We start from the raw sequence: 19,611 nt of genomic DNA, 5'->3' as shown, positions 1-19,611 counted from the left end.
GATACGACGATGACCGACGCAACCGCGACAACGACCGTCCCGGCCGTTCAGGTGCGTGACCGGGCCACCTGGGCGGAGCTCTTCTTCGATCTGGTCCTCGCGTTCGGCGTGGGCCAGGTCGCGCACCTGCTCGCCGGGCACGCCACCTGGCCCGTGCTGGGACAGTGTCTGCTCGTGCTCGTCCCGCTGTGGTGGGCCTGGGTGGACGTCGTCATGGCGATGAACGCCGTGCACGAGACCAGTCTGCAGCGGGTGTTCCTGATGCTGACCGCACTCGCCGTCTACGGCATGGCAGTTGCCGCACCTCAGGCCTTGGACAACCGGGAACAGGCCCTGCTGTACGCGGGCAGCTACCTCGCCCTGCGCCTGCTCATCGGCGAGGCCATCCGCAGGGAGTGCGCCCTCTACACCATCCACCCCTACCGCGCCGGACTCGCCTTCGCCCTCGTGCTGTTCGGCGCCGCCACCCTCCCCGCCCCCTGGCGCGAGGTGTGCTGGGCGGTCGCCGTGGTCGCCGAGCTGGCAGCACCCGTCCTGCTCAGCGGCCATCTGCGGCGACTGGCCTTCGGGGTCAACCATCTCCCGGAAAGGTTCGGGCTGTTCATCATCATCGCCCTCGGCGAGAACATCTTCTCCGTGGGCGCCGGAGTCGCCAAGGGACCGCTCGACCCGGTCAGTCTGACCGCGCTCGTCCTCGCCTTCCTCATCGGCTGCGCCCTGTGGTGGCTCTACTTCCACCTCGCCGCCTCGGCCGTCGCCCACGCCCTGCGCACCCACCCCACCCCCGCGATCGTCGTCCGCGACGTGCTCAGCTACGGCCATCTCGTCCTGGTCGCCGGGCTGTTGCTGGTCTCCGTCGGCGCCGTACGCACCGTCCACGACCCCCTGCGCATCCCGCACTCCGGTGCCGCCGGACTGCTGCCGGTCGGCGCCGCCCTGATCCTGCTCACGTTCTGCTACACGCGCCGCCGGATGTTCGGTGCCGCGTCCGCCACCCGTTTCTACTGCGGCCTCGTGCTGCTGGCCGGCGCCGCCGTGGCACCGCTCCTGCCGGCCCTCGCCGTGCTGGCGTTCACCGCCCTGCTGCTCCTGCTGGTCAACGCCGTGGAGCACTGGCTGATCAGCTCCGGGCGCAGAGTGCCGCTGGTGCTGCGTTCACGGTCCTTCGCCACGACCTGACGTAGTGCGGGGACGGACCTCGGGCAGTGCCGGGGTCCTCCTCGCGGCGCGCGCGAGGGCCCGAGGGCCGCTCCTACGGTCACCGTATGCACCTTTCCCGTTCGGAAGAGGAGGTGGCGTGATGCCGTCCCGCAACAGCGCCTTACCGGCCTTGCTGTCCCTCTCGCTGGGCTACTTCAGCCTGGGGACGATCTCGCTGGCGGTCGTCGGCCTGAACGGTCCGATCGGGGACGACCTGCACGTCCAGCCCGCCTCCGTGGGCATCCTCGTCACCGTCTTCGCGCTGACCTTCGCGGTCTGCGCGCCCTCGGCCCCCATCCTGCTGCGCCGGTGGGACCGCAAACGGGTCCTCCTCGTCGGCATCGGGCTGCTCACCGTGGGCGCCGCGCTCGGCGCCGTAGCGCCCAACTACGGCTTCCTGACGGTCACTCGGGTCCTCGGCGCGATGGGCGCGGCCGTCTTCGGACCCGGCGCCTCGGCGGCCGGGGCGCTCATCGTCCCGCCGGAGCGCCGACAGCGGGCCCTCGCCACCGTCTTCGGCGGGATGACGGCAGCCGCCGTACTCGGGGTGCCGCTCGCCTCGTTCCTGGGCGGCAGCCTCGGCTGGCGTCCGGCGCTGCTCGGCGTGGCCGCGCTCTCCGCGATCGCCTTCGTGACCGTGTTCGTGTTCGTCCCCGAGATCCCGGCCGGCGAACCGCCCACCGTGCAGGCCTACCGCGGCGCGCTGCGCACCCCCGCCACCGTGGCCACGGTCTCGACGACCCTGCTGTTCATGGCCGCCCAGTTCACCGTCTATGGCATCGCGGGCGCCTACCTCAAGGACCGCTTCGACGCGTCGTCCGGACTGATCTCGGTGACCCTGCTCGCCTTCGGTGTGATCGGTGTCGCGGGCAACGCGTCCGCGCCGAGGATCGCCGAACGGCTGGGCGGCGAACGGACGGTGGGCCTCGCCGTCATCGGACTCGCCCTGGGCTTCGCCCTGTTGCTGGTCGCCCCGCACTCCACGGCCGGGCTCGTGTTCTTCGCGTTCTGGGCTTTCTTCAGCCAGCTCTACCAGGCACCGCAGCAGGCCCGGCTGGTCGAACTCGTGCCGCTGCAACCGGGGTTGATCCTCGCCCTGAACGCGGCCGCGCTCTACCTCGGGATGAGCCTCGGCAGCTTCATCGGCAGCTCCCTGCTGCCGGGCGTGGGCGCGGGCCCCATCCCGGCCGCCGCCCTGGGCGTCCTCGTCCTGGCCACGCTGGCCCATCTGCTGTCCGTCCGGCAGGCGTCGGCGGCCAAGGTCGCCGAGCAGTCCGCCACACCTGTACACATCAGTTAGCCAAGGAGAACTCATGAGCAGCCACCAGGTGCACTTCGTGCGCGATTACCTGGAGACCGTCTGGAACCAGGGGCAGACCGACCTGGCCGACAAGTACCTGGCCGCGGACCTCATCCAGCACAACCCGAACCTGCCCGACGGCCGGGGGCCGCTGGTCGAGTTCATCGAGGGCTTCCGCAAGCAGCTCCCCGAGGCACGGTTCGAGATCAAGCGCGCGGCGGGCTCCGGTGACCTGGTCTTCGTGCACACCCACTTCCGCGCCACCTCGACGGACCGGGGCTCGGCCGTCGTGGAGATCTTCCGGCTCGAAAACGACCTGATCGCCGAGCACTGGGACGTCCGCGACGAGATCCCGGAGACCACGGTCAGCGGACACGACGTCGTCTGACGCCGGCCTCCCTCAACTCCTGCCGCCCAGAAGGCTCCTGGCCTCCTGGGCGGCAGTTTTTTCACGAAAGTAAGGAGACAGCAGTGACACGACAGCAACCCGACTCACGCCCCGCCGCCGGCCTCACCCGGCGCGGACTCCTCGGCACCGCGACTGCGGCGGGGATCGCCGCGGCCGTGGTCCCCACCCGCGCCCTCGCCGCCGACAGCACGGTCACGGACACCACCACTGCCCCCGCCGCGGTCACCGTCGGTGCCTCGGACGCCCGTTATCTCGACCTCACGTCCCGCGGCTACAACGCGAGATTCGTCGCCGCCCCCGACTCGGTACGGATCGTCCACACCACCGCGCAGGTGGTGTCCGTCGTCCAGGAGGCGGTCGACGCCGGCAAGCGCATCGGCGTACGCGGCGGCGGCCACTGCCTGGACTCGCTGGTCGACGACCCGGACGTACGGATACTCGTCGACATGTCGGAGATGGACGCGGTCCACTACGACCCCGCCCGCCGCGCCTTCCTCGTCGAGGGCGGCGCCACCCTCGGCCACGTCTACCGCACCCTGTACCTGGAGTGGGGGGTGTCCCTGCCCGGCGGGACCTGCCCGACCGTCGGCGTCGGCGGCCACGTCACCGGCGGCGGCTACGGCGCGATGTGCCGGCAGTACGGCGCCGTCGTCGACCACCTCTACGCCGTCGAGGTCGTCGTGGTCGACGCCTCCGGCACCGCCCGTGCCGTCGTCGCCACCCGCGAGGCCGACGACCCGCACCGCGACCTGTGGTGGGCCCACACGGGCGGCGGCGGGGGCACTTTCGGCATCGTCACCCGCTACTGGTTCCGCGCCCCCGAGGCCACCGGCACCGACCCCGCCACCCTGCTGCCCAGACCACCCAAGACCCTGCTGAAGTCGACGGTGGCCATCAAGTGGAGCGACCTCACGGAGTCCGCCTTCACCGCGCTGATCGCGAACCACGGCGCCTGGCACGCCCGCAACAGCGTCTCCGGCTCCTCCTACGACAGCCTCCACAGCGTCCTGATCCTCTACAACCGCATCCAGGGCAGCCTCGTCCTCAACACCCAGATAGACGGCACCCGTTCGGACGCCTCGGCCCTCCTCGACGCCTACGTCGCCGCGGTCACCGGCGGCATCGGCGTGCCGTACACCGACGCCCGCTCCTCCTGGCCCTGGCTGAAGACGACTCTCAAGGACCCCTACGACACGGGCCTTTACAACCGCACGAAGTCCAAGGGCGCCTATCTGCGCCAGGGTTGGTCCGCCGCACAGGCCAAGACGCTCTACGGCTACCTCTCCGACGCCGCCTACGACGGGCACGCCGGCATCCTGCTCTACTCCTACGGCGGCAAGGTCAACACCGTGTCGCCCACGGCCACCGCGCTGGCCCAGCGGGACTCGGTCCTCAAGGCCAACTTCACGACGTACTGGCCGGATCCGGCCCAGGACGACCGGCACGTCGCCTGGATGCGGGCCCTGTACCGCGACCTCTACGCGGACACCGGCGGGGTACCGGTACCGAACGACACCAACGACGGCTCCTACATCAACTACCCCGACACCGACCTGACCGACCCGGCCTGGAACACCTCCGGCGTGCCCTGGCAGACCCTGTACTTCAAGGGAAACCTCGCCAAGTTGCGGCAGGTGAAGGCCACTTGGGACCCGGGCAACGTGTTCCACCACAAGCTGTCCGTCACCGCGAGCTAGCACCCGCACACCACGAAGCCCCCGCCTCGCGTGCACGAGGCGGGGGCTCGGTGTTGCGCTCAGCCGCTCAGCCCGGCCGCTCAGCCGCTCAGGTCGGCCGGGAAGGTCACCCCGGTCAGCGACTCGCTCAGGGCGCGCAGCCGGGCGCGGTCGCGTTCGTCGTAGGCCTGGGCGCCCGCGCGGGAGCGCTGGGTGCGGTTGAAGTAGGCGCCCGTGACGTCGTCGAGGGACGGGTCGGTGATCATGCGCAGGGTGCTGTGCACACCCTCCTCGACCGAGCTCTGCGGGGTGAACAGGTTCACCACCATCTTCGTCGGCATGTACGACGCCGGGTGCAGGGCGTTGACCGTCACCCCGGTGCCGCGCAGCCGCTCGGCCAGGTCGAAGGTCAGGGTGATCTGGGCGAGCTTGGCCTGGCAGTAGGCCTGCACCCCGTCCCAGTTCCGCTCCAGCATCACGTCACGGAAATTGATCGGCGCCTGGCCCGCGGAGCTGACGTTCACGATGCGGGCCGGGGCCGAGCGCACCAGCAGCGGCGCGAGCCGGCAGCTGAGCATGTAGGCCGCCAAGTAGTCGACCTGGAAGGTGAGTTCCAGGCCGTCCTGGCTCTCCTGGCGGGCCAGCTCGACCCCGATGCCGGCGTTGTTCACCAGCGCGTCGAGCCGGTCGTGGGTGGAGAGGATCCGGTCGGCGAGCTTGCGGATGTCCTCCAGCGAGGAGAAGTCGGCCAGCTCGTAGCTGAGCCTGTCGTTGCCGGTGGACGCGCGCAGTTCCGTCAGCAGCTCCTGACCCTTGGTCGCACTGCGGCCGTGCAGGATCAACGACGCCCCCTGCGCGGCGAGTTCGCGGGCCAGCTCACGGCCCATGCCGTCGGTGGCGCCGGTGAGGAGGATGGTCTGGTCGGGGACGGGCCTCATGGTGGGGGACTCTCCTGTCAGGCGTACGTGGCCAGTTCGTCGGTGGACTGATCGGTGTAACCCTGGCTGACCTCCAGCACGATGCCGTCCGGGTCGGACACCCACACCGTCTTCCAGCCGGGGATGAACGCGTCGAAGGTCAACGGGCCGAGCAGCGGCTCCAGTTCGCCCCCGGCCCCGGCGAGGAACGCGTCCACGTCGTCGACCTGGAACGCGAGATGGCGTGCCGTGCCGGGGTTGTCCGGGCCGTCCTTCGCCGTGGTGAACAGGGCGTCCGCGTCGGTCGCGAACAGCTCCAGATAGACGGGGCCGTTGCGCAGGAACACCACGCGGACCCCGTCGGCCTCCACCACCCGGGCCCGGGCGAACCCGAAGTGCCGGGTGTAGAAGTCCTCCGTGGCCTTCTGGTCACGGCAGTTGAGGCCGACGTGCGACCAGCGCAGGCCGGCCTGGGCAGCGGTCGTCATCGCGCTCACGTCCCGGTGACCGCGGCGAACGGCACGCTGTCGTGGAAGTTCGCGAAGTAGGTGATGAGGCCGCCGGTGACGCGGAAGTAGTTGCACACCTTGGCCTCGACGGTGATGCCGTCATGGGTGCGGCCGGTGATGTCGGAGACCACCGCGGCCTGCTCGCCGTCCACGACTACGTGCCGGGGGACGTTGGCGAAGGAGGCGTACATCTCCGGGAAGCCCTTCATCATCTCGCGGAGCGTCTCGCGCCCCTCGACGTGTCCGGCGAGCTGCTCGTCCATGGTCTGGTCGGCCGCGAACAGGTCGCACCAGGCGTCCCACTCGCCCGCGTTGGCCAGCCGGTAGTACGTGTCGACCACTTCTCGGGTGTCCATGCGCCCGTCCTTTCTGTGGCTGTTCCGGGGTACGGGATCGGTCAGGGGAGCGGGACGCCGACCTGGCGCATCAGACCGGCGGTGTCGGCCTGCACCCAGCGTTCGACGACCTTGCCGTCCTCAAGCCGGTAGACTTCCAGGCTGGTCCAGGAGACCTCCTTGCCGGTCGGCTCCTGGCCGAAGAACGGCGCGATGTGCTTGCCGTGGAAGGTGATGTGCATGATCACCTTGTCCGGCGAGGCGGGGTAGAGCGCGTCGAGGTGCACGGAGAAGTCGAGCCCGTCGTACGCACCCTGGATTATCCCCTTCAGCTCCTCCAGGCTCTCGCAGCTCCACGCCGGGTTGTTGTCGTGGAACGTCGGCCCGAACAGGTCGTCGAGGGCGTCCAGGCGGCGCTGGTTGACGGCGTCGCTGACCTGCTGGACGACGGCCAGGTTCAGGGCGTCCGAGGAGATCTGCTCGCGCAGCCCGAGCATGTCGTCCTGCGCCCAGCGCTCCACGAACAGGCCGTTCTCGACCCGCCAGATCTCGGTGGTGGACCACTCCACCTTGCGGCCCGTGGCCGGGAAGCCGAGCAGCGGCGCGAGATGCGTGCCGGTCAGCTTGACCCGGGTCAGGACCCGGTCCTCGCCTAGCGCCGACAGCTCGTCCAACTCGCCTTTCAGGTCAAGGGAGTTGTACGCCCCGCGCAGCGCCTCCAGGTAGGAGTCGATGCCGGTGATGTCGAACCCGGGGTGGTGGTCGGTGAAGCCGGCGGCGATGACCCGGGGGATCTCCGCCAGGTCGCCGGCGTTGAACGCGTCGAGGAAGCGCCGGTACAGCTTCAGGTTCTCCTGCTGGGTCTGGTCAAGGTCGGACATGGTGCATCCCCTAGCTCAAGTGGACGTCGGACAGGGTCGGTTCGGAGAGAGACGGCACGGACTCCGAAGGAGCGGACCGGGACGGGACGGCGGCCTCGCGGACGAACGCCGCCGCGCGCTCGCCGATCATGACGCTGGGCGCGTGCGTGTTGCCCGCGGTGATCGACGGCATCACCGACGCGTCCGCGATCCGCAGCCCCGCGATGCCGTGCACGCGCAGCTCCGGGTCCGTGACGGCGCCCGCGCCCGTGCCCATCCGGCAGGTGCCGGCCGGGTGCCACAGGGTGGTCGCGTTGGCGGCGACGTATCCGCGCAGCTCCTCGGGGCCGGTGATGTCCTTGCCGGGGCCCAACTCGTCGCCGCGGAACGGGTCGAACGCCCGGGTGGCGGCCAACTCACGAGCCAGCTGTACACCGTGGACAAGGACATCGACGTCGGCCGTGGACGTGAGGTAGCCGGCGCTGACGACGGCGTTGGACTCCGGGCTGCTGTCGCGCAGCCGTATCCGGCCCCGGCTCTGCGGCCGCAGCGCGATCGGCGCGAAGGTGAAGCCGGGCCCCTCCCACTGGTCGGCAGGGGCGTCGGAAGGCAGGAACTTGATGGGACCGAACGTGAATTGGAGGTCGGGGGCGTCCTCCGGGCCCGCCTCGCGGGTGTGGGTGAACAGCCCCGCCTCGGACAGCAGCGCCCCGTCCGGGTGCTCCCGCAGCGACTGGTAGCAGATCGGCACGAACAGGTGGTCCTGCAGACCGGCGCCGACGCCCGGCAGGTCCTGGACGCACCGGATGCCGTGCTCCCGCAGGTGTGCGGCCGGACCGATGCCGGACAGCATGAGCAGCTTCGGCGTCTCGAACGCCCCGGCGCACACGATGACTTCACCCTCGGCGCGCAGCCGGCGCCGGGTGCCGTCCTGGATGTACTCGACACCCGTGGCCAGCGTCCCGGTGAGCAGCAGCCGGGTGACCAGGGTGTCGGTGAGCACGGTCAGGTTGGACCGTTCCAGGGCCGGGCGCAGATAGGCGTCGGCGGTGCTGCACCGGTGGCCCGCGTCGTCGCGGAACGTCTGGTACAGGAAGCCGAAGCCCTCCTGCCGGGCGCCGTTGTAGTCGCCGTCGGTGTCCGTGGCGTAGCCGAGTTCACCGGCGCTCGCCACGAACGCCCGCGCGATCGGCGCGGGTTGGTCGAGCTGTCGCACCCGCACGGGACCGCCCGCGCCGTGGTACGCGTCGGCGCCGCCCGAGTAGTCCTCGGCCTGCCGGAAGAACGGCAGGACGTCGTCGTACGACCATCCTGTGGCGCCCTCGGCGACCCAGCGGGTGTAGTCGTGGCGGCTGCCGCGCACCCACATCAGGGCGTTGACGGAACTGCATCCGCCGACGACCTTGCCACGGGCCACGGGGACACGGCGGCCCTCCATGCCCGCCTCGGACTCGGTGACGTAGCCCCAGTCGATCTCGCTCCGCCACTCGGCGGTGAGCAGCGAGAGGACCGAGGCCGCGTCGGCCCGGTGGATCTCGGGGCGCTCGTCCCAGCCGCCCGCCTCCAGCAGGACCACGGTCACGGACGGGTCCTCGCTCAGCCGGGCCGCGACCGCGCAGCCGGCCGAGCCGGCGCCCACCACGATGTAATCGGCCCCTGAGGGCACCGACTTCGACGGCATGTCAGCCTCCAAAAGGTGACGGGAATCAGATCGCGGCCGGCTCGCCGACCCGGTAGTCGACGATCAGCGGACGGGCACCCGGTGTGGACCGTTCCAACTGCCACTTCTGGTTGATCCGGAAGGACGAAACAGTGCCGTCCGCGGTCGACTTGGCGGTCCACACCACCGTGACGTCGACGTCGATACGGGTGCCGTCCTCGTGGGAGGTGACCTCCTCCACGGTGTGGCTCTGGTCGGTGTAGGCCTCGCCCACGGCCGTATACCAGTCGAGGAAGTCCGCGTGGCTGTACAGGGTCCGCTCCGGGAAGGCCATCACCAGACCCTTGTCGGCGACGAAGGGCAGCAGCTCCTCGACCGGCGCGTGCTCGCTCAGCAGGTCGTACCAGCGCTGCGCGAACGCGGCGATCTCCCGGTCGGAGCCGGTCTGTTCGCTCGGCATGAAAGTCTCCGCTCATCGGGGTTCCGCTCCCGGGGGCCGGAAGCGACACACGTCCGATGACCCCACAACCGCGCCCGCCCCGGCCGCTCGCGCACGGGGACCGGCCGCACTGTGCGAAGTCGCCGTGAGAGCTGCGGCAACTCCCGCCGGACGCCCGTCGGTTCACAGGTCGAAGATCGTTGGCCAGGACATGCCGTAGTGCGTTCGGCCACTTGAGGATGTGCCGCGACCCGGGCCCCGCCGACGGCCGGCGCGAACTCCGCCGACGTAGACAGGAATCCGCCAGTCGGCACCGTCCCGCCGAACGGGAGGAACCCCATGAGCAAGCGCATTCTGGTCGTCCTGTCCGAATACGGTTACTGGGGTGAGGAGTTGATCGGCCCCCTGGAGACCTTCGACCAGGCCGGCTATCACCTCACCTTCGCCACCGCGACCGGCAAGCGCCCGCACGCGCTGCCGCCGAGCATGGACCCCGAGTACGTCGACCCGCCGCTCGGCCGCTCCGTCACCACGCCCGAGACGGCGGACAAGGTACGCAAGGTCGAGGCCTCGGACCGGCTCGACAACCCCCTCGACCTGTCGTCCTGGCTGCCCGACCGGCCCTACCGGTCCAAGCCGTACTTCCTGCGCGACTGGGAGGCCTACAACACCCGCCTGGAGCAGGTGCGTTCACAGATCGCCGACCGCTACGACGCGCTGCTGATCGTCGGCGGCAGCGGACCGATCGTCGACCTCGCCAACAACTGGCGCGTCCACGACCTGATCCTCGCCTTCCACGCACTGGACCGGCCGATCGCCGCCGAGTGCTACGGCGTCGCCTGCCTCGCCTTCGCCCGCGACCAGGAGACGCGCGTCTCCCTCATCCGGGGCAAGCACGTCACCGGCCACTGCATCGAGTACGACTACAAGGACGGCACCGGCTTCCTCGGCACCGACTTCGTGATGGGGCCGCCCCCGTACCCGCTGGAGTACATCCTGCGCGACGCCACCGCACCCGGCGGCGCCTACCACGGCAACTTCGGCAAGACGACCTCCGTCATCGTCGACTACCCGTTCATCACGGGCCGTTCGACGCCCGACTCCTATCTGACCGGTCAGAAGACCGTCGAGGTCCTCGAAGAGGGCCTGCGGCAGTGGGGGTTCACGGCGACCGCCTGAGGCCGCCCGACGCCCTTTGCTCCGACGAGAGGTGAGCACACGATGGACAGCAGGCCCGCGCGGATCGCGCTGCTCGAACAACTGCAGGCCGAAGGGGTCCGGTTCATGTTCGGCAACCCCGGCACGGTCGAGCAGGGGTTCCTCGACGAACTGCGCTCCTTCCCCTCGATCCAGTACATCCTGGCCCTGCAGGAGTGCACGGCCGTTGGCATGGCGGACGGCTACGCACGCGCCACCCGCACCCCGGCGGTCCTGCAACTCCACTCCGGAGTCGGGCTCGGCAACGGCATCGGCATGCTCTACCAGGCGATGCGCGGCCACGCCCCGATCGTCACCCTGGTCGGCGAATCCGGACTGCGCTACGACAGCATGGACGCGCAGATGGCCGCCGACCTGGTCGGCATGGCGAAGCCGGTGACCAAGTGGGCCACCCGCGTGGTCGATCCCGACTCGACGCTGCGCGTCCTGCGCCGCGCCTTCAAGGTCGCCGCGACCCCGCCCTACGGTCCGGTGCTGGTCGTGCTGCCCGCCGACGTCATGGACCACGAGACCGCCGAACCCGTGGTGCCCGTGTCCTACCCGGAGACCCGCAGCCTGCCGACCCCGGACACCGTGGCGAAGGCCGCGGCGCTGCTCGCCGACGCCCGCAAGCCGATCGTCATCGCCGGTGACGGTGTCCACTTCGCGGGCGCCCAGGCGGAGTTGGGGCGGCTGGCCGAGGTGTGGGGCGCCGATGTGTACGGCGCGGACTGGGCCGAGGTCAACCTCTCCGTGGAACACCCCGCCTACGCGGGCCAGTTGGGCCACATGTTCGGCGAGCAGAGCCGGAAGATCACCGGCGCCGCCGACGGTGTCCTCATCGTGGGCACGTACGCACTGCCCGAGGTGTACCCGGCACTCGACGGCGTCTTCGGGGCGGGCGTCCCGGTCGTGCACATCGACCTCGACTCCGGCGCGATCGCCAAGAACCACCCCGTCGACCTCGGCATCGTCGCCGACCCGAAGGCCACCCTGGGTCTCCTCGCGGACGCGCTGGGCCGGGAGATGGGCCTGGGCCGGCGGACCGCGGCGGTCGAGCGGCTGCGCCGGCACGCCGCGCAGCGCTCGGCCGCCCTCGCCAAGGCGGACGAGCGGGCCGAGGCCGCGGCCGAGGCGGCGGAGCTGCCCACCATCGCCCTCGCGCGCGAGTTCGCCCGCCGGCTGCCGTCGGACGCGATCTTGTTCGACGAGGCCCTGACGGCGTCCCCGGCGCTCTTCCGCCGGCTCCCGCCGACCGTGCCGGGCCAGTGGATGCAGACCCGCGGCGGCTCCCTCGGCGTCGGCATCCCCGGCGCGCTGGGCGCCCAACTCGCCCACCCCGACCGCACGGTGGTCGGTTTCACCGGCGACGGCGGCAGCATGTACACCTTCCAGGCACTGTGGACGGCGGCCCGCTACGGCCTCCCCACCAAGTTCGTCATCTGCAACAACGGCAGCTACCAGCTCCTTGAGGACAACATCGAGGAGTACTGGCGGGAGCAGCACATCCCCGCCCACGAACAGCCCGAGATCTTCGACCTGAGCAGCCCGGCCGTCGACTTCGTCTCCCTCGCCGGCTCGCTCGGCGTGGCCGCCGTACGGGTCGAGAAGCCCGGACAGGCGGACGAGGCGGTCGCGCAGGCGCTCGCGCACCGCGGGCCGTTCCTCATCGACCTGGTCACCGCGAAGGGGAAGGGGTAGCCGCCGTGCGACTGTCCGGTCACAAGATCGCCGTCCTGATGGAGAGCGACTTCTACGAGCCCGAGATCCTCTACTACCGCTACCGCTTCCCCGAGGAGGGAGCCGAGGTCCACTTCCTGTCCCGGCTGTGGGGCAACGAACAGATGACCTTCCAGGGCCACGAGCACCGCATGCCCTTCGAGGTCACCGAGTCCTTCGAGGACCTCGACGAGTTCGCGCTGAAGGAGTACTCCGCGGTGATCGTCCCCTCCGGGATGGTCGCCGACCGGCTGCGCTTCACCGAGGACCCCCAACTGCTGCCGCCCGCCAGCCAGTTCCTGCGCCGGGCGTTCGCCGACCCGGCGATCCTCAAGGGCATCATCTGCCACGGCATGTGGCTCGCCGCGCCCGTGCAGGGACTGATACAGGGCAGGCGCGCGGTGGTGCACAACAACCTGCTGGGCGATCTGCGCAACATGGGCGGCGAGTACGTCGACCAGGACGTCGTCATCCACGACGACCTGGTCACCGGCCGCACCGGCAACCACTGCCACCTCTTCGCACGGACCATCATCGACCTGCTCGCAGCCCGGACGCCGGCCCCGACCGGGCTCCGCTGACGGGATCCGAGCGGGGAGGAGTCGACCATGACACCGGTGACCGGGCGCATCCCCGTCCTCGACGTCCAACCACGCGTGCGGGACGGGGAGTTGCCCGCCAAAGCCGTGACGGGAGAACACCTCGACATCACGGCCACCGTCTTCCGCGAGGGCCACGGCGCCGTCGCCGCGGACGTCGTCCTGCACGATCCGGCGGGGCGCCCCGCCCACCGGGTTCCGATGACCCTCGTCGACGAGGACGCCGACCGCTGGCAGGCCACCGTGGTGCCCGACACGGAGGGCCTGTGGACCTTCCGTGTCGAGGCCTGGGCCGACCCGCTGGAGAGCTGGCGGCACGACGCCACGCTGAAGACAAAGGCGGGCGTCGACATCGAACTCACCCTGACCGAGGGCGCGTTGCTCCACGAACGGGCCGCACTCGGCATCACCGCATCGGACCGCCGGGAGGCGGTCTCCGCGGCCGTGGCCGCGCTCCGCGACACCCTGGGCCCCCCTCCGGCCCGGCTGTCCGCCGTCACCACCCCCCGGGTGACGGCCGCCCTGGGGCGCTACGCGCTGCGTGACCTCGTCACCGCCTCCCGGCCCCTGCCCCTGCGCGTCGAACGGCGGCGCGCCCTCGTCGGCTCCTGGTACGAGCTGTTCCCGCGCTCGGAGGGAGCGGTGGTCCAGGCGGGCAGCCGACCGGTCGGCGGCACACTGCGGAGTGCCGCGGAGCGGCTGCCCGCCGTCGCCGCGATGGGCTTCGACGTCGTCTACCTCCCGCCGGTCCATCCGATCGGCACGACCCACCGCAAGGGCGCCGACAACACGCTCCACGCCGGCCCCGACGACGTCGGCTCACCTTGGGCCATCGGCTCCCGGCACGGCGGCCACGAAGCGATCCACCCGGACCTCGGCACCGAAGACGACTTCCGCCATTTCGTCGCCACAGCAAGGGAGTTGGGCCTCGAAGTCGCCCTGGACCTCGCCCTCCAGTGCTCCCCGGACCACCCCTGGCTGACCGAGCACCCCGAGTGGTTCCACCACCGCGCCGACGGCTCCATCGCCTACGCCGAGAACCCGCCCAAGACGTACGAGGACATCCACCAGCTCGACTTCGACGGCGACCCCGAGGGTCTGTACGCCGAGGCGCTGCGCGTCGTACGGCACTGGATGGACCAGGGCGTGCGGATCTTCCGCGTGGACAACCCGCACACCAAACCGGTGCAGTTCTGGGAGTGGTTGATCGCGGAGATCAACGCCACCGACCCCGATGTGCTGTTCCTGGCCGAGGCGTTCACCCGGCGGGCGATGGTGCACGCGCTGGCGCAGGCCGGCTTCCAGCAGTCGTACACCTACTTCACCTGGAAGAACACCAAGGAGGAGCTGACCGACTACCTGCCCGAACTCGCCCTGGACAGCGCGGACTTCATGCGGCCCAACCTCTTCGTGAACACCCCCGACATCCTGCACGCCTACCTCCAGCACGGCGGCCGACCCGCCTTCGAGGTCCGGGCCGTGCTCGCCGCGACCGCCGCGCCGAGCTGGGGTGTCTACGCCGGCTACGAACTCTGCGAGAACACCCCGCTGGCCGAGGGCACCGAGGACTACCTCGCCTCGGAGAAGTACCAACTCCGGCCCCGGGACTGGGCACACGCGGAAGCCGAGGGCCGCACCATCACGCCCCTCATCACCCTGCTCAACCGGCTCCGCCGACTGCACCCGGCCCTCCAGGAGTTGCGCAACCTGCGCCTCCAGAGCACCGACTCCGACCAGATCCTCGCCTACACCAAGAGCGTCGAACTCCCGGACGGCGGAACCGACTTGGTGCTCGTGATCGTCAACCTCGACCCGCACCACGCCCACGAGGCCACCGTCACCTGCGACCCGGCCGCCCTCGGCCTGCCCGCCGACGGCACGCTCAAGCTGCGCGACGAACTCACCGGGGCGACCTACGCCTGGCGCGAGTCCACCTACGTACGCCTCGATCCGGCCCACCAGGTCGCGCACGTGCTCACACCCGCGGAGGGATCATGAGCGACGGCATCCTCGAACCCCTGCTCCCGGCCCTCGGACCCTGGCTGGAAGGCCGCCGCTGGTTCGATGCCCGCTTCACCGGAGCACGCCTCGAAGCCCGCGCGGCCTCCGCGCTCGGCGACGAACCACCCCTGCTGCTGCACGCCGTGGTCTCGGCCACCCGCCCCGACGGACAGACCCTGCACTACCAACTCCTCCTGGGCCTGCGGCCCGAGCTCCCCGCCCGCCTCGAACCCGCCGCGATCACCACCGTCCCGGCCGGCCCCTGGCAGGGCTGGCAGGTCTACGACGCCCTCGCCGACGGCGCCCTCCTCGGCCTGCTCCTGCGCACACTGGCGGGCGGCGGCACGGGCCCCGGACCCCGCCTGGAACGCACCGGCCGCTATCCGCTCCCCGTCGGCCTCGTGCCCCACCCGCTCGACGGCGAGATGAGCAACACGGCCGTGGCCTACGGCGGCCAGATCCTCCTCAAGATCTTCCGCCGCCCCGAGCCCGGCCCGCACACCGAGGTCGAGGCCCTGCACGCCCTCACCCGGGAACACTGCGCCCGCACCCCCCGCCTCTACGGCGCCCTGCACAGCGACGCCCCCGGCGCGGAGGGCCTGGTGCTCGGCCTCGTCGAGGAGTTCCTGCCCGACGCCCGGGACGGCTGGGAGGAGGCGGTACGGCACGCGAGCGACTGCATGGACGACGCGGGCCGCGGCGTACCGACCGGCGGCGGATTCACCCCGCACGCGCACAGTCTGGGCCGTGCCGTCGCCGAGGTGCACGGCGCGCTGGACAAGGCGTTCGGCCGCAGCCGGCTCACGGCGCAGGACGTGGCCGAGGAGGCGGCGGGGATGAACATGCGGCTCAAGGAGGCCGCCGAGGAGGTCCCGGCGCTCGCTCGCTACACCACCCGGATCGGTGCCCTCTTCGACGACTACGCCCGGGTCGCCGGGCGCGGCAACCCCGTGTTCGCCCAGCGCACCCACGGCGATCTGCACCTGGGCCAGGCGCTGCGCACCGCCGACGGCTGGCGCATCGTCGACTTCGAGGGCGAACCCGCCCGCACCGCCGCCGAACGCGCCCTGCCTCAGCCGGTGTTGAGGGACGTGGCCGGCATGCTGCGCTCCTTCGACTACGCGGCCCGCACCGGCCTGGCCGGCCTGGAGTCCGCCGATCCCGAGGACGGCTCGCCCGCCCGACGGCTGCGTCGGCGCCGACGGGCCTCCGCGTGGGCGGTGCGCAACCGGCGGGCGTTCATCGAGGGCTACGCGGCGGCCGGACGGGAGGACCCGCACTGCCGGCCCGTGGTGCTGCGGGCCTTCGAGGCGGACAAGGCCGTATACGAGGCCGTGTACGAGTCGCGGCTCCGCCCCGACCGGCTGCCGATCCCGCTCGCGGCCGTGCACCGCTTGGCGAACGCCTCCCGCTGACGGCCTCCACCGCCGGGAATTCCCTTGCGCCGACCGGGAATTGAGAATCCGGGCCGTATTCGGAATTGCCGCCTGCGGTGCGCGGCGGGAATTCCCGGGCCAGGAAATGAGAGCCGTCCTGCGGCCCTGTTCCGGCGAACGGCGCGGTAATTCGGGGGAGTTCATCGGCCCGCCGCCGGCGCCCCGACCGGAGACACGACGAAACCCCCCGGCCCGGACACTCTTCCAGGCGGGGGGTGCGGAGGGCTCCGGTCCGGCGGGAAACGGAACCGGGCGACCTGCTCCGGCGGTCTGTTCGACGTCGGATGGTCCATGCCTTTACCAGGCCCGACGGCCAATGGTCCACGCTTTTGCGCGGCGCCGCCCGCGAGCCGAACTCCACCTGGACGGTAGGGAACCCGGCCGGATTCGGGAATACGGCCGGGACCTCAGGAGCGGTGGTGCTCGGTGAAGATCTGGCTGGGGTCGCGGTGCGGTGCCATACCGGCGGCCGACAGGGCCCGGTCGTACGCCTTGAGGGCCTCGGCGGTGTTGCCCTGCCGCTTCCACAGGTCGCCCAGGTAACGCCAGTTGAGAGCCACCTGGTGGGACGGCCGGAACTGGCGCAACTGCCGGGTGGCGGCCTGGAGATACTGCGCGGCCTGGTCGAGGTTGCCGCGCATCAGCTGGATCTCGGCGAGCGTGCCACGGGCGCCGACGGCCTGGATGCGGGACTCGGTGCCGGTCAGTCCGAGAGCGCGCTCGGCGTGCGCCGCGGCCTCGTCCCACTGCCCGAGCATCGCGTCCGCGTCGGCGAGCCCGATCTCGCACTGGGCCAGCTCCGGCGCGTTGCCCACCTCGGCCAGCAGTTGCTGTGCCTCCTCCAACAGCTGCTTGCCGCGCGCCGGTTCGGGCTCGTCGACCTGGAGCAGGAGTGAGCCGTAGTTCATCTTGAGCATGGCGAGATGGCGCAGGTTGTCGTCCTCGGACATCAGCGCGAGCGCCCGCTCCACCAGGGCCATGGCCTCGTTGAGCTGGCCGCGGGAGCGGGCGACCAGACCCGCGTTCCAGTACACGGCGCCCCGCGCGGCCCGCGCGCCCTGCTTCTCCGCCGCGTCGAGGAGCTTGCCGCCCATGAGCTGGGCCCGGGTCAGGTCACCGCGCATGTGGTACGACGCCATGAGCGTGGCGCCGAGCTGGACGTGGTCGACCGTCACGTCCAGGCCGAGGGCGTCCAGCCGGGACATGGCCCGCTCGCCGATCTCGATGCTGAGCGTGATGTCGCCGGCGTCGCGGTAGCAGCGGCACAGGGCGACCGCCGTCTGGCACCACTCGGTGGAGCCCGGGGCCAGGTCGGGGTCGCGGTAGAGCTCTTCCAGGACCGCGATGGCGGCCTCGGTGCGGTCGAGCTTCTCCAGCGCGGAGGCCTGGCCCATGCGGGCGCGCCGGGTCATGGAGACGTCCAGGAGGCTGGGCCTGGTCAGCAGTTCGCTGAGGGTTTGCAGCGCCTCGCCGTTGCTGCCGTTGCGCAAAGCCATCTCGCCGAAGGCCAGCCGCAGACGTGCCTCTTCCAGCTCGTGGTCGTCCCGGCCGCTGCGCAGGTACTCCGCGGAGCAGCCGAGGCGCTCCGCGAGCGCGGCGAGCACGGACTCCGAGGGGGCGCGCTTGCCGGATTCGATCAAGGAGATGTAGCTCGCCGATATCTCGCTGGACGCCAGATCCTGCTGCTTGAGGCCACGTTTGCCGCGCAGCAGCCGGATGCGCTCGCCCAGCCCTGTCGTCGTCGTGTTTTCGAGAGGGTCCATGTGGGCTCCTTGGAGGTGGCTATGACCACCGGGATGACAGATCAACGTTACCAGTAAGTCGCCGAGCCTCCAATGGAGTCGGCGTGATCGATTCGCTGGAGCGAAGCGGTCTGGACAGGCATTTTCTGAATTGACGGCAATTCAGATTTAATATGGGTAAGGGCATTCCGCTTTTCGAGATCGTCTTTTGCTAGATTAATACTTGACTGCTTGAGTAAGTTCTTGTTGACTCTCCTTGTCAACGCGCCAATCCGTAAATGCTCGGAGAGGAGATTTTCATGAGCATCAAAGTATTCACGCTCATAGCAATCGTCATCTTCGTCGGTGGACTTGTGACGAGCGGACTCTGGTTGAACGGTTCGGGTGCCACCACCCATCCCCTGCGCGAAGGCATCGCACAGTCCAGCGGTGCGAGCGGTGCCTGCTGCTGAGGCGACGCTCATACGGACGAACGGCACACCAGGCTCAGCGGACCGGTGGACGGTCCGGCGGTCAGTACGACGGCCGGCCGGACGTCCCCCGGTCCGTCCGTATGTGCTGCCAGGGCATTCCACCGTGCGGGAAATGACAGGCCACGGTGTGCGTGCCCGCCACGGTCACCTGAGCAGCCCGCGGAATCTCGTTCTCGCACCGCGTACGGGGCCCCGGCGCGAGCAGCGCGGCGACCGGACAACGGGCCAGGAACCGGCACCCCGCCGTGACCGGCACACCGGACGGGGGGTCGCCGGGCAGCACGATCCGGCGCCGGGCGCGCTCGGCGACCGGGTCCGGCAGCGGGACGGCCGACAGGAGGGCCCGCGCATAGGGATGCCGCGGCGCGTCGAACACCTCGGCCACGGGCCCCGTCTCCACGGTCCGCCCCGCGTACATCACCGACACCCGGTCGGCGATCTGCCGCACCACCGCGAGGTCGTGCGACACCAGCAGATAGGCAGGCCCCAACTCCCGCTTGAGCCGCAGCAGCAGATCCAGGATCTGCGCCTGCACGGACACGTCCAGCGCGGACACGGGTTCGTCGAGCAGCAGCAACGCCGGCTCGACGGCAAGGGCCCGGGCGATGGCGACCCGCTGCCGCTGCCCCCCGGAGAACTGATGCGGATACCGCTCCGCGTCCCCCGCATCGAGCCCCACCTGCCCGAGCAGCCGCGGAACCCGCGCGGCCACGACGTCCCGAGGCACCCGGCGCGCGTACAACGGCTCGGCGACGATGTCCCCCACGGGCATCCGCGGATCAAGACTCGACATGGGGTCCTGCGGCACGATCTGCACGGCCCCGCGCAGCAACCGCGCGGTACGCCGGGTCAGCCGCGCGACATCCTGCCCGAGGATCTCCACGACGCCCGCCTCGGGCGCGGCGAGCGACACGATCTCCATGAGCGCCGTGGACTTCCCGGCCCCGGACTCACCGACGAGCGCGAGGGTCTCACCGCGGCGGACCTCCAGATCGACCTCCTCCACGGCGACCACCGTCCGCTCGCGACGACGCCGGCCGCTGGGCGGGACGTAGGACTTGGCCAGACCGGTGACACGCAGGACGAGTTCGGGCGGGGCGGAGGCCGGTGTGGGGGGAGTGGTCGCGATCCGTTGGGGG

18 protein-coding genes are annotated in these 19,611 nt (G+C 70.8%); 9 read left to right on the top strand and 9 right to left on the bottom strand.

Annotated elements, in window-relative coordinates; all coding sequences use genetic code 11:
• The first annotated feature begins 9 nt into the window (after positions 1-9).
• The 4 genes from AC31A1_RS11950 to AC31A1_RS11935 all read left to right on the top strand — a co-directional run bounded on the left by AC31A1_RS11950 (position 10) and on the right by AC31A1_RS11935 (position 4,606).
• The gene (locus tag AC31A1_RS11950; protein WP_489653251.1) at positions 10-1,179 is read left to right on the top strand and encodes a low temperature requirement protein A; all 1,170 of its coding nucleotides are present in this window, start codon (positions 10-12) and stop codon (positions 1,177-1,179) included.
• 121 nt (positions 1,180-1,300) lie between these two features.
• On the top strand, positions 1,301-2,500 hold the full coding sequence (locus AC31A1_RS11945; protein ID WP_489653250.1) for an MFS transporter: 1,200 nt from the start codon (positions 1,301-1,303) through the stop codon (positions 2,498-2,500).
• A gap of 13 nt (positions 2,501-2,513) precedes the next feature.
• The gene (locus tag AC31A1_RS11940; RefSeq protein ID WP_390164886.1) at positions 2,514-2,888 is read left to right on the top strand and encodes a nuclear transport factor 2 family protein; all 375 of its coding nucleotides are present in this window, start codon (positions 2,514-2,516) and stop codon (positions 2,886-2,888) included.
• 83 nt (positions 2,889-2,971) lie between these two features.
• Entirely contained in the window at positions 2,972-4,606 is a 1,635-nt protein-coding gene (locus AC31A1_RS11935) for an FAD-binding oxidoreductase (RefSeq protein ID WP_489653249.1), read from the top strand.
• 80 nt (positions 4,607-4,686) lie between these two features.
• Here the strand turns inward: AC31A1_RS11935 and AC31A1_RS11930 are convergent, their stop codons facing one another.
• From AC31A1_RS11930 to AC31A1_RS11905, 6 genes are read right to left on the bottom strand one after another with little or no spacing between them, the layout of a single operon-like run.
• Positions 4,687-5,523: an SDR family NAD(P)-dependent oxidoreductase gene (locus AC31A1_RS11930; RefSeq protein ID WP_489653248.1), complete on the bottom strand. Its 837-nt coding sequence runs from the start codon at positions 5,521-5,523 to the stop codon at positions 4,687-4,689.
• A 17-nt stretch (positions 5,524-5,540) separates the two neighbouring features.
• Positions 5,541-5,990 carry a VOC family protein gene (locus AC31A1_RS11925; RefSeq protein ID WP_489653247.1) on the bottom strand — a complete coding sequence of 150 codons (450 nt, stop codon included), beginning with the start codon at positions 5,988-5,990 and terminating at the stop codon, positions 5,541-5,543.
• A gap of 5 nt (positions 5,991-5,995) precedes the next feature.
• The gene (locus AC31A1_RS11920) at positions 5,996-6,367 is read right to left on the bottom strand and encodes a nuclear transport factor 2 family protein (protein ID WP_489653246.1); all 372 of its coding nucleotides are present in this window, start codon (positions 6,365-6,367) and stop codon (positions 5,996-5,998) included.
• 41 nt (positions 6,368-6,408) lie between these two features.
• Complete coding sequence (locus AC31A1_RS11915; RefSeq protein ID WP_489653245.1) at positions 6,409-7,227, bottom strand: ester cyclase; 819 nt, start codon at positions 7,225-7,227, stop codon at positions 6,409-6,411.
• A gap of 10 nt (positions 7,228-7,237) precedes the next feature.
• Positions 7,238-8,887 carry a GMC family oxidoreductase gene (locus AC31A1_RS11910; protein WP_489653244.1) on the bottom strand — a complete coding sequence of 550 codons (1,650 nt, stop codon included), beginning with the start codon at positions 8,885-8,887 and terminating at the stop codon, positions 7,238-7,240.
• Between the two features lie 25 nt (positions 8,888-8,912).
• A complete protein-coding gene (locus AC31A1_RS11905) occupies positions 8,913-9,326 on the bottom strand; it encodes a nuclear transport factor 2 family protein (protein WP_489653243.1) in 414 nt (137 codons plus the stop codon).
• A 318-nt stretch (positions 9,327-9,644) separates the two neighbouring features.
• Between AC31A1_RS11905 and AC31A1_RS11900 the strand changes: the two genes are divergently transcribed.
• The 5 genes from AC31A1_RS11900 to AC31A1_RS11880 are packed head-to-tail and all read left to right on the top strand — an operon-like array spanning position 9,645 to position 16,236.
• Entirely contained in the window at positions 9,645-10,484 is an 840-nt protein-coding gene (locus AC31A1_RS11900; RefSeq protein ID WP_393037107.1) for a type 1 glutamine amidotransferase domain-containing protein, read from the top strand.
• Between the two features lie 42 nt (positions 10,485-10,526).
• A complete protein-coding gene (locus tag AC31A1_RS11895) occupies positions 10,527-12,203 on the top strand; it encodes a thiamine pyrophosphate-binding protein (protein ID WP_489653242.1) in 1,677 nt (558 codons plus the stop codon).
• Between the two features lie 5 nt (positions 12,204-12,208).
• Positions 12,209-12,802, top strand: a complete 594-nt coding sequence (locus AC31A1_RS11890) for a DJ-1/PfpI family protein (RefSeq protein WP_489653241.1) — start codon at positions 12,209-12,211, stop codon at positions 12,800-12,802.
• A gap of 27 nt (positions 12,803-12,829) precedes the next feature.
• Positions 12,830-14,818: an alpha-1,4-glucan--maltose-1-phosphate maltosyltransferase gene (locus AC31A1_RS11885; protein ID WP_489653240.1), complete on the top strand. Its 1,989-nt coding sequence runs from the start codon at positions 12,830-12,832 to the stop codon at positions 14,816-14,818.
• Positions 14,815-16,236 carry a maltokinase N-terminal cap-like domain-containing protein gene (locus AC31A1_RS11880; RefSeq protein ID WP_489653239.1) on the top strand — a complete coding sequence of 474 codons (1,422 nt, stop codon included), beginning with the start codon at positions 14,815-14,817 and terminating at the stop codon, positions 16,234-16,236. Before AC31A1_RS11885 ends, AC31A1_RS11880 begins: the two co-directional genes overlap by 4 nt.
• A 428-nt stretch (positions 16,237-16,664) precedes the next feature.
• Here the strand turns inward: AC31A1_RS11880 and AC31A1_RS11875 are convergent, their stop codons facing one another.
• The 3 genes from AC31A1_RS11875 to AC31A1_RS11865 form a co-directional block, all read right to left on the bottom strand.
• Positions 16,665-18,020, bottom strand: coding sequence for a helix-turn-helix domain-containing protein (locus AC31A1_RS11875; RefSeq protein ID WP_489653238.1), 1,356 nt, complete (start codon positions 18,018-18,020; stop codon positions 16,665-16,667).
• A gap of 47 nt (positions 18,021-18,067) precedes the next feature.
• Positions 18,068-18,463, bottom strand: a complete 396-nt coding sequence (locus tag AC31A1_RS11870; RefSeq protein WP_489653237.1) for a hypothetical protein — start codon at positions 18,461-18,463, stop codon at positions 18,068-18,070.
• A 49-nt stretch (positions 18,464-18,512) separates the two neighbouring features.
• The coding region (locus tag AC31A1_RS11865; RefSeq protein WP_489653236.1) for an oligopeptide/dipeptide ABC transporter ATP-binding protein at positions 18,513-19,611 on the bottom strand (1,099 nt) is incomplete at its 5' end.

The organism is Streptomyces sp. P5F9, assembly GCF_057961495.1.
This window is presented reverse-complemented; position numbering and strand designations above follow the sequence as displayed.

What these genes read in the sequence shown, in the direction of transcription:
- AC31A1_RS11950 (WP_489653251.1), top strand. Translation starts at nt 10, where the DNA reads ATGACCGACGCAACCGCGACAACGACCGTCCCGGCCGTTCAGGTGCGT.
- AC31A1_RS11945 (WP_489653250.1), top strand. Translation starts at nt 1,301, where the DNA reads ATGCCGTCCCGCAACAGCGCCTTACCGGCCTTGCTGTCCCTCTCGCTG.
- AC31A1_RS11940 (WP_390164886.1), top strand. Translation starts at nt 2,514, where the DNA reads ATGAGCAGCCACCAGGTGCACTTCGTGCGCGATTACCTGGAGACCGTC.
- AC31A1_RS11930 (WP_489653248.1), bottom strand. Translation starts at nt 5,523, where the DNA reads ATGAGGCCCGTCCCCGACCAGACCATCCTCCTCACCGGCGCCACCGAC.
- AC31A1_RS11925 (WP_489653247.1), bottom strand. Translation starts at nt 5,990, where the DNA reads ATGACGACCGCTGCCCAGGCCGGCCTGCGCTGGTCGCACGTCGGCCTC.
- AC31A1_RS11920 (WP_489653246.1), bottom strand. Translation starts at nt 6,367, where the DNA reads ATGGACACCCGAGAAGTGGTCGACACGTACTACCGGCTGGCCAACGCG.
- AC31A1_RS11915 (WP_489653245.1), bottom strand. Translation starts at nt 7,227, where the DNA reads ATGTCCGACCTTGACCAGACCCAGCAGGAGAACCTGAAGCTGTACCGG.
- AC31A1_RS11910 (WP_489653244.1), bottom strand. Translation starts at nt 8,887, where the DNA reads ATGCCGTCGAAGTCGGTGCCCTCAGGGGCCGATTACATCGTGGTGGGC.
- AC31A1_RS11905 (WP_489653243.1), bottom strand. Translation starts at nt 9,326, where the DNA reads ATGCCGAGCGAACAGACCGGCTCCGACCGGGAGATCGCCGCGTTCGCG.
- AC31A1_RS11900 (WP_393037107.1), top strand. Translation starts at nt 9,645, where the DNA reads ATGAGCAAGCGCATTCTGGTCGTCCTGTCCGAATACGGTTACTGGGGT.
- AC31A1_RS11895 (WP_489653242.1), top strand. Translation starts at nt 10,527, where the DNA reads ATGGACAGCAGGCCCGCGCGGATCGCGCTGCTCGAACAACTGCAGGCC.
- AC31A1_RS11885 (WP_489653240.1), top strand. Translation starts at nt 12,830, where the DNA reads ATGACACCGGTGACCGGGCGCATCCCCGTCCTCGACGTCCAACCACGC.
- AC31A1_RS11880 (WP_489653239.1), top strand. Translation starts at nt 14,815, where the DNA reads ATGAGCGACGGCATCCTCGAACCCCTGCTCCCGGCCCTCGGACCCTGG.
- AC31A1_RS11875 (WP_489653238.1), bottom strand. Translation starts at nt 18,020, where the DNA reads ATGGACCCTCTCGAAAACACGACGACGACAGGGCTGGGCGAGCGCATC.
- AC31A1_RS11870 (WP_489653237.1), bottom strand. Translation starts at nt 18,463, where the DNA reads ATGAGCGTCGCCTCAGCAGCAGGCACCGCTCGCACCGCTGGACTGTGC.